Below are 15,077 nucleotides of genomic sequence, written 5' to 3'. Positions count from 1 at the left end.
GCCGAAGTGCGCTGATCGCGCCTGTTGCGCACGTTGCGCACACGGGCCCCTGCGCGGCAATCCCGATTGCCCGCGCAGGGGCTTTTTGCTAAATAACGGCATGACCGTTCCGCACCGTCCGGCGCCTGCCGCGCCACCGCCCGTTCCCGAGCCGCTCGCGCGTGCGCATGCGCGTTATTGGCGCTTCAACGTCGCACTGATCCTGGTGCTGATGGCGATCGGCTTCACGGTGTCGTTCGTCGTGCCGTTCTTCGCGCCCGCGCTCGCGGGCATTCGCTTCGCCGGTTTCAGCCTGCCGTTCTATGTCGGCGCGCAGGGCGCGATTCTCGTGTATCTCGTGCTGATCGTCGTCTACATCGGCTTGATGCAACGCGCGGACCGCATGCTGCGGCGCGCGTACGACGAACATGCCGCGCACGCGGGCAATGCGCACCATGCTCGCTGATCCATGCTGACGCATCGACTGATTCGCGCGTACGCGCTTTACACACTCGGCTTTCTCGGGTTCGTGCTGCTGCTGTGGCGGATCGAGCGCGCGGCCGGCTCCGGCGTGTGGATCGGCTATGTGTTCCTGTTCGTGCCGATCGCCGTGTATGCGGTGATCGGGCTGCTGTCGCGCACGTCCGATCTCGTCGAATACTACGTGGCCGGGCGGCGCGTGCCATCCGCGTTCAACGGGATGGCGACGGCGGCCGACTGGCTGTCGGCGGCGTCGTTCATCGGCCTTGCCGGCTCGCTCTACGCAACCGGCTACGATGCGCTCGCGTACGTGATGGGGTGGACCGGCGGGTTCTGCCTCGTTGCGTTCCTGCTTGCGCCGTACGTGCGCAAGCTCGCGCGCTACACGATTCCCGATTTCCTCGGCACGCGCTTTTCGAGCACCGCCGTGCGCGCGCTCGCTGCCGGCGCGGCGATCCTGTGCTCGTTCGTCTATCTGGTCGCGCAGATCCAGGGGATCGGGCTGATCGCGACGCGCTTCATCGGCGTCGATTTCGCGATCGGGATCTTCTGCGGGCTCGCGGGCATTCTCGTGTGTTCGTTTCTCGGCGGAATGCGCGCGGTCACGTGGACGCAGGTCGCGCAGTACATCATCCTGATCAGCGCGATCCTGATTCCCGTGTCGCTGATCGCGATGAAGAACGGGATCGGGCCGGTGCCGCAGTTCAATTACGGCAAGCTGATGGAACGCGTGGCGGCGCGCGAGGCGCAGCTGCGCGACGCGGCCGAGGAGCAGCAGGTGCGCGATGCGTATCGCCGGCAGGCGGCGGCCGTGCAGGCGCAGCTCGATCGCTTGCCTGCATCGTATGCGGATGCACGCCGACAACTCGTCGACCAGCTCGCGGACCTGCGGCGCCACAACGGGCCGCTGCGCGAGATCAACCAGCGCGAGCGCGAGCTGGCGGACTTTCCGCGCGACCCGACGGCGGCGCGCGTGACCTGGACCCAGGCGCGCGACGACCTGCTGGCACGCGCCGAGCCGCCCGTGCCGATGCACGAGCCGTTTCCCGCGGCGAACGACGACGACCGCAAGCCGCGCGAGCGGAATTTCCTTGCGCTGTTGCTGTGCCTGTCGCTCGGCACCGCGAGCCTGCCGCACATCCTCACGCGCTACAACACGACGACGTCGGTCGCATCCGCGCGGCGTTCGGTCGGCTGGACGCTGTTCTTCATCGCGCTGTTCTACCTGAGCGTGCCGGTGCTCGCGGTGATGATCAAGTACGAGATTCTGACCAACCTCGTCGGGCGACCGACCGCTGAATTGCCCGCGTGGGTCACGCAGTGGCATCACTTCGAGCCGGACCTGATCAGCGTCGTCGAGGTGGTTCGCGACGGCATCGTGCACTGGTCCGAGATCCAGATGCAGCCGGACATGGTCGTGCTCGCCGCGCCGGAGATCGCGGGGCTGCCGTATGTCGTGTCGGGGTTGATTGCGGCCGGTGCGCTGGCTGCTGCGCTGTCGACCGCGGACGGGTTGCTGCTGACGATCGCGAATGCGCTGTCGCACGACGTCTATTACTGCATGGTCGCGCCGGATGCATCGAGCCAGCGGCGCGTGACGATCTCGAAGGTCTTGCTGCTCGGTGTCGCGCTGTTCGCGTCGTATGTCGCGTCGCTCAATACAGGGAAGATCCTGTTTCTGGTCGGTGCGGCGTTTTCGCTCGCGGCGTCGAGTTTCTTTCCGGTGCTCGTGCTTGGGGTGTTCTGGAAGCGGACGACGACGCGCGGTGCGATCGCCGGGATGGTGACGGGGCTCGCGGTGTGCGTGTACTACATCGTGTCGACGTATCCGTATTTCACGCAGCTCACCGGATTCGCCGGGCAGACATGGTTCGGGATCGAGCCGATCAGTTCAGGCGTGTTCGGCGTGCCGGCGGGGTTCGCGGTGGCGATCGCAGTCAGCCTGTTCGATCGGCAGCCGGATGAGTATACGCGGGCGTTGGTGGATTACATTCGGCATCCGTGAGGGGGGGCGGCGCGCCTGCGGAGAAGCCGCTTGATTTGCTCCGGATTCAACCGGTTTCATGTTCTCGTCTGCGACGGCGAACAAGAGCGACGCGGAAATTCGGAGATGATCGCTTCACATGGCGGGAGCAACACCTGGCTAAACGATCAGGTGAGACTCGAAATCAGGTGACAGCCACACGTCGCGCGGTGTCCATGACGGGCGATCGGGATCCCGTCGTCCGTCATCGATGAGTCGCCTTCTTCGATGATATTGGGCGAGACGTCGGGATGCTGTGGGCACGACACGCGATCACCTTTGCGCGCGACGTAGCGGCCGTCGAAACGCATTCTCGTGGAACCTGTTTCGACCTTGCCACCGTGGGCCGTCCCGTCTCCGACGCGGATTAAATCGATCATGGTGAAATCTCAAGGGTTGGTAATTCGATCGTTGCAGCGTGTAGTATTTTTTAACGTTGGCGAGATTTTTCCTGAATTGTTGAGTTCAAATTCTTTCTGTCTGCATTCTTCGCTGCGTCCGGGGGAGGCGGCAATGTGATATTTTGCAATGAGCAGTCGACTGCTCGCCATGCTTATCAATTCAGTAAAATAGCGCCTCCCATCTCGCGTCCGGGTTGGTGTGTCTCCCCCCGATGAAAACATGTCCAGGTAGTTGTAGTCTTTTCCAGTGGTCAGGTCGGATAGAGAGTAGTAAATGCACTCCGTTCCGCAACTATGCCTTCCTATGAAATACTTCCCTGCAAAATTGATGTTGGGGGTGTCGACCAATTTTCCCTCGTCATCGCGCCAGCCATCGTCAGTTTTCTTGTAATAATCTGGTATTTTTAGTTTCCCCGTGTATATTGGGGTGCTGTAATTGGAAAATTTGCTGGAAAGAGTCTGGGGCTGCGCGGTGGTCGCCATCCCCAGGAGGATGGCTGTCGTAACTATAGAGATCTTGTGTTTCATTGTCTTCACTTGATCAAGTCGTCTAGTCCGCCAATTGGAACGGCTAATTCTGTTTGCCCCGCGAGCTCTTCATCAACGAACTTCTGGAAGTGTGCTCGCACAGATTGCATTGTAACTCCCCCTTGATCATATTTGTCGCCGGGGAGACTCGCCCATTCTAGATTGCATTGATATTTGTATATTGCGCTGTCTAGATCTCCGTTCTTTACGACATCAAGCGCATGTCGTTTAAACTTGAGCAGGGCGACACAGTACCTGTCTTGAGAGACAGGAGAGAAATCTGTGATGCGTGCCATTTTTCGGTACGCCTTGCTGTCGTTACCATCCCAGTTATATCCCATAACTTGATATGCTCCTGCGGCAGAGGAGGTAACGCTTCGCCCACGGATCAATCTGGTTATCATTATGTGAGGGTGATCGTCAAAGGTGCGCCCGTAATCCTTGATAAAGGATTGCCCCCCAAATAGCCGTTCATAACTATCCAGTCCACGAGTACCTTCTCCAACGCGGATCATCCGAAGGAACGCTCTGACTCGTGCTTCTTCCAAAGTGATAGTCCCTCCAGCGCTGGCCATAAAGTTTCCAACCAAACCAATCGGATGAAAATGCCACGGATTTGGCTCCTTCGGGAACCCCTCCACACCGGTGACCTGCTCCCACCACTGCAATTTTCCGATCCGCTCGATTTCGGTCTTCCACAGCCATAACAGCTTCTTCATGAGCGGAGACAACGCCTCCCACTTGCCCAGGCCGCCGCCCCATTCGCTCTCGCCCCGTACGACGAGGTGGGAGAGGGCTTCCGCCGTCCACGGGGTTTCCTGCGCGTGCTTCAGTTCCTGGGCGGTCACTTTCCCGTCGTGGTTCGCGTCGATCGCCTTTTCGAGTTTCGCGATGAGCGGGCTGCTGTTGACCGTCGCTGCGCTCGTCTCGAATTCGGTCTTGTCTTCGTCGACTAGGAACTGCTCGGCGACGTAGATGTAACGCTTGAGCATGTCGAGCGGCTTGATGCTGCTGTTGTCGATCAGCTCGAAGCCCGGCCAGTCCCACGGCCCGCACATGCGCACGAGCGGATGATCTTGTTCGCACACCCATCCGTCACGCGTGCCGCCGTCCCTGGTGCCGATCGTCACGTAATACCAGCGACGCCCTTGGTCGTCCTGCGCGATGTTCTTGTCCAGATCGACGGTGCGAAACACGGCGCGGAAATCCGCTCCGGGGCCTTTCGCACTCGAAAAGCTCAGCGGGAAGTCCTTCCAGGCGGGCACGATCGTGGTGAGGGTCGTATTGGCGAGGCTTCCGTCGACCCATACAGGCGTACCGGTGTCGTAGAAAACCGGCTTCGTGCGACGATTGCCGTGTCCAGGGGCGGCCGTTTTCGGTTGTACCTTCACCCACTTTCCCTTTGCGTCGGCGGCGAGTGGTACGAGCTTGGTGCCCGGTTGCAGCTTGTGAGCGGGCTCCGGCAAATGGGTAACCAACTGCGCTCCAGGCGAGATTTCCAGCAACGCTTTGGACGCCGGCAGATGCTTTGCGCGATCACGGCTCTTCTGGATGAACGATTCGAGTTCGGGGCCTGCAAATACTTCGAGGTGCAGCAGCGACCGGTTCGGTTTCGGCGGCAGCAGCTTCGCATCCGGATAGCGCAGATAGTGGCCGAGCCGGCCGATCACGTCGCCGGCCTTCACCCTGTATGGATGCTTCAGCACGACGACCACGTCTAGCGGCTTCGGGTCGACGATCGGATCGAGTTCCCCGAGGAAGACGTATCCGTACGGCGCGTGCGGCGACGCCGGCGCGCCGACGACCGCCGCGGCCGGCGTGCCCGACTTGATGGACTTGATTTTCGCCCAGCCTGGTTTCGCTTGTGCCCGTTCGTCAGTGTCCGATATGGTCAACTCCGACCCGCGCGGCAGAATGCCGATGATCTTGCCGCTCGGCAGATCGCGGATGCGGATACCCGTGATCGGGGGCGGGAGCGGCGTCGCATCCTTGTCGCTTTCTTCCGGTTCCGGCAGTTTCTTGAAATCGCTCTGGATGAAGTCCCCGAGCACGTCGCGATTGATCGTGTCGCGCAGCGACGGTACCGGCGCTTTCGGCCGCGGAGCGTTCTGCTTGTCGTTTGCCTTGTTGCCGACGACATAGTAGCGATCGCCCTCCCAATACGGCATCGGTCCGATGTTCGGCCCGGACCGGCCGACCGGTGCGACTTTCGCCTGTTCAGCCGCAGACCGGTATGTGTTCCAGTCCATCGTATGCATGTACAGGCTGAAGAACGTCAGCGTTTCGTCCGGTGCCGGCTTGCTCGCAGTCGCGTTCGTAGTCGCCGACGGAGCTGGCGGCGTGGGCGTGGTCGATGATGTCTTCGGCTGCGTTGAGGAATCCTTCGCCGCGTTCGCCTTCGGCGGTGGGGGCACAGGCGGCAACTGCAATCGATGACGGATCAACACGAACCCCGTCGAGTACAACGCGTGTCGGCCGTCCTGATAGCGCTGCTCCGGATACTTGCTGTCCAGCCGGTACGCGACGACGTCACCGTCGGCGATCGCGCGGATCCCGTCGCCTTGCCTCAATCGCGCAGCCGTGTTCTGGTCGAAGTGGATGCCGCCGTGCCACATGCCGTTCGCGCCCAACGGATAGAACCCGTCCTCGGCGGCTGCCAACGCCTTCATGTAGGTCATCGGGTTGGCCGGGTCATCCTTGCCGACCGGCGTGAACGGAAAAGCCCAGTTCAGCGGTGTGTAAGGTGATGCCGCACGTGTGCTCGGGGGAGACGCCGGTCGGGCCGGCGCGATGGGCTTCGGGGTAGGGTGGCTATTGCTCATGTTTCCCGGAATCTCTCGGTTCTCGTTTTTCTTGCTGCTCGGGTGGTGGCGGGCCTGGCGTCAACCGGAGAAGAGTGAGCCGCGGCCGCCATCGGTCGACACCGGCGTTGTCTGCAACGGATCGCGAATCGCTCCGCTCGCACCGCCCGGTTTGTCCCAGCTTCCGCATTTTTCGAGGATCTGCCCGGTCGTCACGTTCTCGATCAGCCCGCCCTTGATGCGGATATACGAGCCACCCGCGCCGATCCACACTTCCTCCGCAGCCGTCAGAATCAGACGTCCGTCCGCACTTTCGATCTTTACGTCTTGCAGGCCGACCAGTGAAACGGAGCCGCTCTGCGCCTGAATGTCCACCGGCCCCTTTGCGGCGAAAATCTTGATGCCGAGGTTCTGCGCGAACAGGCTGATCTTGTCCAGCACACTGGCCAGCAACGCCTTGCCGGCCGCCAGGTTGATGTTCCTGCCTGCCACGACGTTCGCGTGCTGGTTTGCCGTGACATGCACCGATTGCTGCGTCGACGCGGCGATCCCTTCAGGACTCGATAGCAGCATCACCGGCTTCGCAAAACCATTCGCGTTGCCGGTGCCGCCGCCGGCTGTGCGGCCACCGCCGGTCGCGCCAGCGATCGTGCGCTGCGTCGCGTCGGTGAACGACTTCAGCGCGGCCTGGCCGTCGTGCAGGCTTTCGGCGCGGTTCGTTTCGCTGGCCCTCGACGCGGCTTCGAACACGGCCTCCGCACCGGCGAGCGGCTCGGTTGCGGCCGTTACGTTCAGCGGCTGCGCGGTGGCCGGCTGCGTCGACACATAGAGGCCTTGCTCGGCGCGCACCGCGCCGTACGCGCCGGATTTCAGGTCGAACCCGTTGCCAAGGAACGTGCCGCGCGTGTTGTCGCTCTGCTCGATCAGATAGCCCAAATGCAGATGAGAGCTGTAGCTCGACGAGTAAAGGTGGACGCGGTTCTGACCGCTCGAGTCATCCATGACGAACTGGTTGAAACCGTCGCCACCATATTCGCGGGAGCGGAAGCCGGACAGCAGGCCATGGGTATGCCATACCGGCATCGTTGCGCCACCATGCAATCGCGAGATGATGACCGGCCGGTCGCAATCGCCGTTCACGAAGCCCAGGAGCACCTGATCATCTTTGCGCAACGGAAAATAACCGCCACGCCTTGCGCCTGCGTCCGGCATCGCCGCCCGGATCCACGACGTCGACTTCGTATTGCGATCGTTCCGGCTGTTCGATGTCCGGACCCGCACACGGTTGCCGTCGTCCGTGACGATTTCCTCGTTGCGGTCGGTTACGACGATCGCCGTCTGCAAGTGCATCTCCGGCTTCTGATGCTCGAACGGGCTGCGAAAGGGTGTCTTGCGGCGCTGCGCTTCGATCTCGACGTGAAAGAATCCGACGCCGCCATCGCGGTGGCTCACGGTCGTACCGGCCCCGGTGGACTGGGCCTGTTCGATTTCGCTGCGCAGGCTGCGCGGGAATCGCGTGAGCGCATCCATTCCCGGCACGTTGTTCTGGATCAGCCAGTCGCTCGCGATGATCGACAACTCGCGCTCGTCCGCTGGCAGCGCATCGAAGAGAGGATGCCCGGATACCCTGAACCAGTAGCCGGGCAGCGCGTAGCGCGGACTGCCGATCGCGAAATAGCGCTTCGTACGCGAAGCCCATTCTTCGGTTCGAATGCGGGCCTGTTGTTGTCCGACATCGGATTTGGCCCAGGTCTGCGAGCCCGTATACAGATAGTCTTCGCCTTGACCGGGCAAATCATCCAGATCCGCCGCCGGCGTGCTGACCTGTTTGTCGAGGTCCGGCCGCTTGTAGTCGGCCGTTCCGAGCGTGAGTGTCGCGCTCTGGACGTCCTGCTGTTCGCTCAACTGGGTGAGCCCGTCGAAATCCTCGTCGGTGCCCGCGTGGCTGAACTTTATCTCCGCATTCGGCAGAGAAGGTCCGAAATACAGGTCGTCCATCATGATGACCTTGTGCGACTTGCCGTCCTGCGCGAAATCGAAGCGCGGAAACACACCGACTTCCTCCAGGCTCCGATGCACGAAATTCCAGTCGGTTTCCCACTGCACGCGGTGCGAATACGAGCGCATCGCCGTGCGCAGTTCCCGACCATGGTTGCCGGAAGCTTGCGGATGCTTGTCGAATACGTCGGTGAGAATCTGCCAGCCGCTGGCTTCCTGCCAGTCGCGCCGATCGCTGCCGAGTTTCAAAAAGCTCAACCAGGAGGAGAACTGGAGCTGGAAATACGAGACGGCCCCGTCGTTTCCGACGCGACGGGCGCGTTGCACGTAGCCGTGGATCGGCAGATAGCGGCCGCCCGTCTGGCGGATCCACAGCGTGACAGGTTGCAGCATCAGGGCGTTGAGCTTGATTTTGTCGCCCACGACGGACGATGCGTCGACGGTCACCTCGAAATTGCGGCCGAGCCGTGCGTTGATCTTGACGTACAGCGGCACGAGCCAGTCGTCGCCGAGCGGCGTGTCAAGTTTGATGACGCGATCGAACTGCGCGTAGCCGCCGCGCAGCACCTTCAGCAAGACTTCCCGGCCCATTCGGTCACCCCGGTTCATGGAAAACGCGCCCGACCGTCACCGAATATCTGAACATCGGAGCTGCGTAATTGCGGCAAATTTATCTTTCGGAATAAACGGAGATATATTTGAGATGTTCTATTTAAATAGGTGTCGCTCCATCGAGCATTGGAGGCGGTGAGCCCCGCGCTTGATTGCTCAGAAAATCATACCGAAGCCAGTTCGGCGCGGTAACTGTGTGACAACGATCTTTGAAGATTTTCTCAACGCTGCTGCCGGCATCTTTTTGAGAAGATTCGATGCTTATCGAGAGATGCGGCTGGCTTTAATAAGAAAACTACGACTGTACGAAGCCCCGGATCAACGTTTTTCGGTGCGTGCACTATGTTTCGCCGATTCGGCTAGTACACGTCTGCAAGCCTCATCGACTGTCAGCGATCCCGTGATAAGTGAATACTCTGAATCAACGAAGTTCACAAATCGTTACGTAAAGTTGGGCGGCGATTGAAATTCTGGCAACCCATCGTGGTTATGCGCGAGCTGTTGCATTCGATTGGGACGAAATTGAAGGGGGCAGTGAAATTTGCAGGACCGTACGTCCATTGGTTTGATAGAGCGACGCCATTTTGTTTCGTGCAATACCTACGCGCATATATGGCGAATCTATCGGGCGGCTAGATGAATAAGGAGAATGCTGTCGAACCCGATGGATACCGACAGCACGTCTCCGAAGCGACGGGCGATCGGCAACCACACGCTGTCGGTCTGGTACGCCGTGACGAAAACGTTGATGTCGGGTCGACGCTCTAACGCCTCCAGGGGGCGCGCCGGCGTGACAGGGGCACGGAACAACCGCGCGGCGACTGGCCCATTGCCATGATCGGTCGCGGAAGCAGGGAAGAGGGCGGCCAACGCGACTTGATTCCACGTCGCATGTCGCAAAAAAGCCCCGCAAAATCGATCGATCTTGCGGGGCCTTTTCATTGATTCTGGCGGAGAGAGGGGGATAGGCTCCCCGCGTATGGCAATCCTCGACAAATCAATGGCTTGGCCCCATTGACGAAATATCAGTGTACCAACGGCTGTGTACCAGTCAAGCTTGCAACCGGTTTCAAATGTAGAACGTTGGACTCGGTCGGATAGACGATGTCCTGATCGTCGGGTTCAGTTCGGGCCGAGAGGCGTCGCGCCACTGCTTGCGGAAGCGGCCCGCTTTGAGGCTCCGCAAGCGGACGCGCCGGCATCATCGAGCCCGACGCCGACCTTAGGAGATAGGGAACGATGGACTGCCTGAACTCGGCCCTCGGTATCGCTACGGTTTCCGCTGAGCGATCTCTGCTTCCACCGCGCTTAGGCGTGCTTCCAACTCGGCAGTCAACCTGTACGCATTGCGAATCGTAGAGACCCTTTGTAGGGCGTCGTCTTCCGCTCCACGAGTTTCGCCGAGGATCTCCGCTACGAGAATCTGTATATCGACCCATTCCGGATGGCTGGAGGCGAGTCCATCGGCAATCTCAAACGCAATACGATGCTCCTTCTTTAGAAGAAAGCACATCGCAAGGTGGCGCGTCGCCTGCGCGTGGCCAGCGGTAACGATTGAGCCGTAACAACAACTATCGACCAGTGCGTTATAAAGCGGATTCTTGTCGCCACCATCTAGATCGAGCGCCACTAGGATGCAGACGCCAACATAGTCGTTGGTGTCGACAAGTTGCTTAAGCGTGGTCGCTTTTGAATGATTGTCATCGTCCTTCAAATGAAGCAGACATTGGGATTGGATCTGATTTTGAAGTTCAATATAGTTGTCTTTAAATGGAGAAGACAACGAACCAATTCCCGGTCCGCTGAGGATGCTGGCAAAAGCGAGCAAACATATAAATCGCTCAGAAGGCGACATTGGCTGAATCAGTGAATCTACATAGGCATCGTATTCCACGTTCACGTGCCCACGGTGATTCACCCTATGAACGCCTTCGGTTTTCACGAAGGTCTTGTAGCGAGCGAGCGTCGCATCGAGACGAATAGGCCAGCTTTTGGAACTGGCGCATTCTTGGAGAAACTTATTCACCGACTCATGCGGAGCACTGCCAAGCTCGCCGAGTACGTGACAGACCAACAATCGCCTTGACGCCGGAGCGCCTTGACCATAGCGGACGAGAATCTCTGCTAGCGGGTACGGCCAACCGCTTCGGCAAGAAAGAATGAGTTCAAGAATTCCCCTGAAGTCCGAATCCGAAAGTTGTTCTGCCAAAGTCGCCGCGAGAAACTGATGTACCTTTCGGAACTCGTGCTTGGATAGTCGATGGCCCGAGCCGAAATTCTCGATTTCGTCGATCGTCTCCACCGACTGTGAGGCTTGGAAAGCATTCCAAAAGAACTGCCGTGCATCGCCTCTTTGCACCTCATCGCCGTCGAGCCACTGAATGAGATACTTGCGATAAGCTTCTTCGTCGTTGATTGGAGGCGCTTCTTGCGGCGGTTGAGTGGCGATATTTTCGCCAGAGAACGGTACCACCTGCCCGCCACCAGCGGTAACACCATATATGCGCTGACCATCGGCCGCATACATTCGCAGAAATAGGACGCTATGACATGCTTTTATGAACGAGGCACTGACGCGTTCATAAAAGCTAAGTCCCTGATTTAGATCGTAGGCGTCTAGGTTCCCAATGAGTGATGGGAGCATATGCGCATCGCCGATTTCGAGATGGGCGCCGATGACGTTACGAACGTTGCGCGCCGTTTCGAGTTCGGACTGGAAATTCGAGGCGGCGACAAATTGATCAATCGAAGCCGACGACTGGCCGCTCTCCCGAACCAGTTTGTCCAATCCGTCCATTTGTTGGGGGGCTCCGACCGCAACTGGACGGGTCACAAGGCAATCGCAGAAGCTGACAATGTCTGTGACGATCCGGGCCTTGAGGATTCGAGCGATAGACTGATGAGCAGCGAACTTTGCGAGGAGTTCTCTCTGCATGCTGACCCAGCGACGTATCAGTGCGAGCTGAGCTGCCCGCGCATGCACTGGGGTCGTATTCAGTGCTGCAGTTGTATTGCTGCGGGCCATCGCCAGTGAGTCCACACCCATCTCGACTCGCTTGCTTTGATCAATTGTTCGTTGGTACTGGTGCAACGCTTCAACAACGCGTGGATCGGCAAGCTCGGGCGGGGCCGTGTACGAAACGAATCCAGCTAAGTTAAAGGGCGCCAAGCTTTCGTAAATCTCCTGAGCGCCCTCTACGAAAAACCCGATTTTCACTATCTCAATGTCGTTCCAAAGCTCAATCCGTTTGCCAAAGTCAAAGTCTTGTACGTGCGCGCCAAGCCGATCTCTAGATACTTTGAAATATTCAGCGAAGTTGCTGGCATAAGCTTCCTTTATCTCATGAAATCGCCTTGTGTCATGTCCCCCATTTTTGAGCGGTTTCCGCAGGCCTCGCGCGTGCTCGATAAAATTTTCCGCTCGCACCAGAATGTGACGGGCAAGGGTACGTGCAACGAAAGGGTCGTCGACATGTGTCGCGAGATGAAATGCAATTTGCATCTCATCAACTAGGAATTTTAATTTCTCAACTCGATTACTTATCACGATACGGGCTCCGGTATATATGCTTCTTATGACACGGTTGCTTCGCCGCTGACATACTCACCTACTGCTGGCCCGCGACCAGGAACAGACAGCGGGCATCCTTTGGCGCTAAGTGCCGGCCGCCTTACTTTGCAGATGTCTTGTTGGTCGTGCTGGCAGTAGCCGCTTTGTACCAGAAGTCGCGCAACCGGTTTCAAAAGGCAGGTCGCAGCGCGTACTGCGTACATGCCGCATGTTACTTGTTGTCCCGGGCCGCCAGCCTGCTAGCGCGCCGGCGCTGCGATGCAGTCCGCTAAGCCTAGATCGGGCTCAGCGCCCGAACGAAGCCGGCAGATCGATGTCCTCCGGGCGGCGCGACAGCACGGCGTGGACCTCAGACAAAAAGGTGTCGTTGTAGAGGCGCAGCCCGCCGCTGCGCGGGTCTTGGCTCCGATAAGCGAGACGGTGGGCCAGCAGGATTTCGGCGTGTAACGGATCGACGCTGTAGACCACTCGGCCGGATTCAGTGACCGGGATGCCGTTCGGGACGTTGCTGAACTGTTTGAACAGGCGTCGCGAGGACCGCCGGATGGTGGTGATGCTCATTTCTACGTTTTCCTTATTTTGAAACCGATTGCACAAGAGAGGAAAGCAGTCGGCATTTTGGCCGACGAGGATGACGACCCTTGCATTGGTGGAGCAGTGTCATGAGGAGGGAAGGGTGGTCTGTGGGACCGAACTGCTCGGCCGCAGCGACCAAACTGCGCGGTCCCACAGACCACCCTCACCGCACGCTGACCATATCGCCGCGCGCACGCAACCGCATGATGGTCTGGCGGCTCGTATTCAACTCGCGGGCGACGGCGGCCACTGGCTGCCCCTCGGCAAGGCGCGCCAGTGCCAACGCTTCCTGCTTGTCGCTCAACGCCTTGCCGGCCCAGCACTTTGCCGGTCTCACGCGCACGAGCGAGCCCGGCGGCGGTGCGCTCCAGCAGCAAATCACGTTCGAACTCTGCGACCGCAATCAGCACCATCATCGTCATCTTGCCGGCTGCGCTTGTGAGGTCCGCCCCGCCCAGCGCGAGGCAATGGACGCGGACGCCCACCGCCGCCAGCTCCTCGACCGTCGCCCGGACATCCATCGCATTACGGCCAAGCCTGTCGAGTTTGGTGACGATCAGCACGTCGCCTTCTTCCAGCCGATCGAGCAGCTTCGTGAATCCGGCCCGTTGTTTCGCTGCAATCGAGCCGGACACGCACTCGGCAACGACGCGGCGTGGGTCAATGTTGAAGCCGGCTGCACGGATTTCGACGACTTGATTGTCTGTTGTCTGCTCGGCTGTCGAGACCCGGCAGTAGGCAAAGACTCGGCTCAACTTCGCGCCCCCCCATCGAACAAAGATGGCCGAACATTAACCCCTTGGTGCCGTGCGTCAAGCTTGTCGTCGAGATGCCATACCCCGATGGTCAACTAACGACACGCTGCGTGAATCCGAGTTGCCGCGCCGGCAACGAGCGGCCTCTCTCAAAGAGCAACGGACACTTGATCGGCGGCGCGGGGTAACGCGTTATCGGCCCTACAGCGGGCCGGATCATGGGACGTGAGAGGCGCATATCTCCCGCCTCACGGCAGCCCAGCCATCGCCCGATTTCGGGGTTGGACGCGCCGCGTTCGGGCCGCGATACACTAGTTGCATCTGCATTCAATCGCGCGTGCAAAGATGGGCCTTATCTATCTCGATCACAACTTCGTCTCCGACATCGCGGGGCATACTCGCGTCGCCGACGCGGACGCTGAACGCGGTCGTGTCGCGGAGACCGTCAGGGCGGACGAGCACCGCTTTGCAGTATCGGTCTGGAACATGTACGAGACGGCGCGGGCTGGCCGCCAGGAAACGAAGGACGGCTGCATTGAGTTCATTACGAATATCCGGCCGCTCTACTGCGCAAACCCGCGTCTCGTTCAGGTACAGGAGGTCGTACGATATGCGGCTCTCCGGTACGACGACCACCCATACCGCATCGAGGAGGTCAGCCCATTCTTCGACACGCCAGCGCAAATGTGGGCAACCTTCGCCAGCCCGCGCAACCCCGCGATTCCTTTCGTAGGCGAGAGCTTCCGCGACGGCGTGGAGATGCTGACTAATTCCAACCTGCGCCGACATCTTGACGTCGCGCTCGATGATGGACCAGCGGCGGCTGCGGCTGGCCGTCAAGCGTTTATCGATGGCGTCGTAGAACGCGACGAGCAGCTGATCGACCAGCAGTGGTTGATGGAACTGCTGCCCGAGCGGAATCAGGCGGACAACGCATGGATTGATCAGCGGCGACGCGAAGTGTTGGTCAACTTCCTCCTTGAGCACATCGACGACGCCTACCTGCACTGCCCAGCGTTCCACGCTGAGGAACAGACCTATCGGCATCGAATCGCAGGTCAGCGCAGGCTCAGACGATCGGACGGCATTGACGTCCAGTTCGGCGTGCTGGCGGTCGCCTACTGCGACGTGATCGTCACCTCGGACGGAGCCCTCCGGGAAATGCTTGTCGCCGTAGCTGCGAGAATTGGCTCCCGATGCAGGGTGCTTTCGCGACTGGCCGAGATATAGGCAGATTGAGAAAAATATATTTCACGATCGGTTTCGGCCTGACGCCGATCGGCCGCAACGCAAAGCGGACCTCACTAAGGAGTTGGCCGCTTTGACCTAGAATCCGTGGAATTCAAATCTCTC

General features: G+C 59.7%; 9 protein-coding genes and 1 pseudogene. 3 read left to right on the top strand and 7 right to left on the bottom strand.

Features of this window, described 5'->3' with window-relative positions; all coding sequences use genetic code 11:
- The first annotated feature begins 100 nt into the window (after nt 1–100).
- Both U4012_RS33180 and U4012_RS33175 read left to right on the top strand, forming a co-directional pair.
- Nucleotides 101–445: a DUF4212 domain-containing protein gene (locus tag U4012_RS33180; protein ID WP_124489532.1), complete on the top strand. Its 345-nt coding sequence runs from the start codon at nt 101–103 to the stop codon at nt 443–445.
- Between the two features lie 3 nt (nt 446–448).
- Nucleotides 449–2,464: a sodium:solute symporter family protein gene (locus U4012_RS33175; RefSeq protein WP_321803932.1), complete on the top strand. Its 2,016-nt coding sequence runs from the start codon at nt 449–451 to the stop codon at nt 2,462–2,464.
- Between the two features lie 146 nt (nt 2,465–2,610).
- Here U4012_RS33175 and U4012_RS33170 read toward each other — a convergent pair whose 3' ends face one another.
- The 7 genes and pseudogenes from U4012_RS33170 to U4012_RS33140 form a co-directional block, all read right to left on the bottom strand.
- Nucleotides 2,611–2,862, bottom strand: coding sequence for a PAAR domain-containing protein (locus U4012_RS33170; protein WP_321803930.1), 252 nt, complete (start codon nt 2,860–2,862; stop codon nt 2,611–2,613).
- Nucleotides 2,863–2,871: 9 nt separating this feature from the next.
- Nucleotides 2,872–3,411, bottom strand: a complete 540-nt coding sequence (locus tag U4012_RS33165) for a hypothetical protein (protein ID WP_321803928.1) — start codon at nt 3,409–3,411, stop codon at nt 2,872–2,874.
- Nucleotides 3,412–3,416: 5 nt separating this feature from the next.
- Entirely contained in the window at nt 3,417–6,233 is a 2,817-nt protein-coding gene (locus tag U4012_RS33160) for a glycoside hydrolase family 104 protein (RefSeq protein ID WP_321803926.1), read from the bottom strand.
- A gap of 60 nt (nt 6,234–6,293) precedes the next feature.
- The gene (locus U4012_RS33155) at nt 6,294–8,801 is read right to left on the bottom strand and encodes a type VI secretion system Vgr family protein (protein ID WP_321803924.1); all 2,508 of its coding nucleotides are present in this window, start codon (nt 8,799–8,801) and stop codon (nt 6,294–6,296) included.
- A 1,291-nt stretch (nt 8,802–10,092) separates the two neighbouring features.
- On the bottom strand, nt 10,093–12,369 hold the full coding sequence (locus tag U4012_RS33150; protein ID WP_321803922.1) for a hypothetical protein: 2,277 nt from the start codon (nt 12,367–12,369) through the stop codon (nt 10,093–10,095).
- 309 nt (nt 12,370–12,678) lie between these two features.
- Complete coding sequence (locus U4012_RS33145) at nt 12,679–12,954, bottom strand: hypothetical protein (protein ID WP_321803920.1); 276 nt, start codon at nt 12,952–12,954, stop codon at nt 12,679–12,681.
- Nucleotides 12,955–13,132: 178 nt separating this feature from the next.
- Nucleotides 13,133–13,724: pseudogene (locus tag U4012_RS33140) on the bottom strand (recombinase family protein).
- 345 nt (nt 13,725–14,069) lie between these two features.
- Here U4012_RS33140 and U4012_RS33135 point away from each other — a divergent pair.
- Nucleotides 14,070–14,954 carry a hypothetical protein gene (locus U4012_RS33135; protein WP_321803918.1) on the top strand — a complete coding sequence of 295 codons (885 nt, stop codon included), beginning with the start codon at nt 14,070–14,072 and terminating at the stop codon, nt 14,952–14,954.
- Nucleotides 14,955–15,077 lie beyond the last annotated feature (123 nt).

It is taken from the genome of Burkholderia sp. BCC1988, from assembly GCF_905339895.1.
GTDB lineage: Bacteria > Pseudomonadota > Gammaproteobacteria > Burkholderiales > Burkholderiaceae > Burkholderia.
The sequence above is the reverse complement of the archived record's forward strand: the minus strand, read 5'-3'. Positions and strand labels throughout refer to the sequence as shown.